The organism is Corynebacterium sp. c24Ua_83, assembly GCF_039907245.1.
Classification (GTDB): domain Bacteria; phylum Actinomycetota; class Actinomycetes; order Mycobacteriales; family Mycobacteriaceae; genus Corynebacterium.
Genome location: NZ_JASBOI010000049.1, coordinates 1 through 1330, shown reverse-complemented (window position 1 = coordinate 1330; position 1330 = coordinate 1). Strand labels below are relative to the sequence as shown.

General features: G+C 58.0%; 1 protein-coding gene. It reads right to left on the bottom strand.

All coding sequences use genetic code 11. The annotated features are described in order from the left end of the window. Window positions 1-66 precede the first annotated feature (66 nt). Window positions 67-1259 (bottom strand): IS3 family transposase gene (locus QKE30_RS10770; RefSeq protein WP_347934778.1). Its coding sequence is split into 2 segments (ribosomal slippage): window positions 67-971 and window positions 971-1259, totalling 1194 coding nucleotides; the frame shifts between segments, so codons are not numbered across the junction. Window positions 1260-1330 lie beyond the last annotated feature (71 nt).

Genomic DNA, 1330 nt, shown 5'->3' with positions numbered 1-1330 from the left:
GGGCCCGGCCCCCGGAAAGTAGACACCATGGGGTGGTGAAATTATGGGGTTTACTCTAGCGCATTGTTACGCTGCGAGGGCTTCGTACTCTGTGGGGGTGAGGTACTTGCACCAGGAGTGTCTTCGGCTGGTGTTGTAGCGCGCGCACCAGGCGAAGACATCTCGCCGGCAGACGAGCTGGTTGGCAAAGACTTTCTTGTCTTTGAGTACCTCTCGTTTCAGGGTGGCGTTAAACGACTCCGCCAGCGAGTTATCGGCACTGGTGCCGACTGCGCCCATCGACTGGGTGACGTTGAGCCTGCGGCAGGTGGCCTGAAACTGCGATGAGGCGTACACACTTCCGTGGTCCGAATGAAAGATCGCCCCGGTAAGACTCCCGCGGGTGTGGTGCGCGTGCTCGAGTGCTTCCTCGACGAGTTCGGTGCGCATGTGGTCGGCGATAGCAAAGCCAACGAGCATCCGGGAATAGCAGTCAATCACCGAAGCTAAATACATATTCGACCCATCTGCGATCGGCAGATAGGTGATATCGCCAACTAGCACCCTATTTGCAGCCGGGGCTGTGAAGTCCCGCTTGACCAGGTCGGCAAACACCACGCGATGTGGCCCACGCCGGGTGGTGGTGACCTTGCGTTTTTTGGTGTAGCCACGCAGACGAAGCTTCTTCATGATCCGGGCGATGCGCTTATGGTTGACCGGCCCATTGTCGTTGTAGGCGTCGTTATGCGTCAGCTCTGCTGCGATGCGTTTGGCACCGTAGAGCTGGTTTTTCTCGTCGAAGACTGCCTTGACCTTCGCCCCTAGCATGGCGTCGTCGATCAGCCGGCGGCTCCGCTGGGTGCTGTTGGCCTTCCATTTGTAGTAGGAGCTGCGGTTGAGTCCAAGGACGGTGCACATCCGCTTGACCGAGTACTCGGTGCGGTGGTCATCGACAAACTGGAAGCGGATCACCAGTTTGTCTCTTCCATGAAATATTTGGCCGCCTTGCGCAGAATATCGCGTTCTTCTTTCAGCCGGGCGTTTTCCTGCTGCAGCTGGCGTATCTTTTCAGCATCCGTGAGCTGCTTGGCACGATCAGCACGAGAAACCGGTGGGGTCGTGGCCTTTGCGCCGGTGCCGTACTTGTCGACCCACGTGCGAAGCGTGGTGCGGTAGATCCCTAAGTCTTCGGCCGCGGCCTTGAGCGAGAGATGTGGATCGTTCTCGTACATCGCGACCGCGTCACGCTTGAACTGATCCGAATAAACCTTCCTAGGCATGGAGGTAGATTACCTTTCCCCGACCCAACACGGCCGGAATCAGAGGTGTCTACCAAACAGGGGTCAGGTCC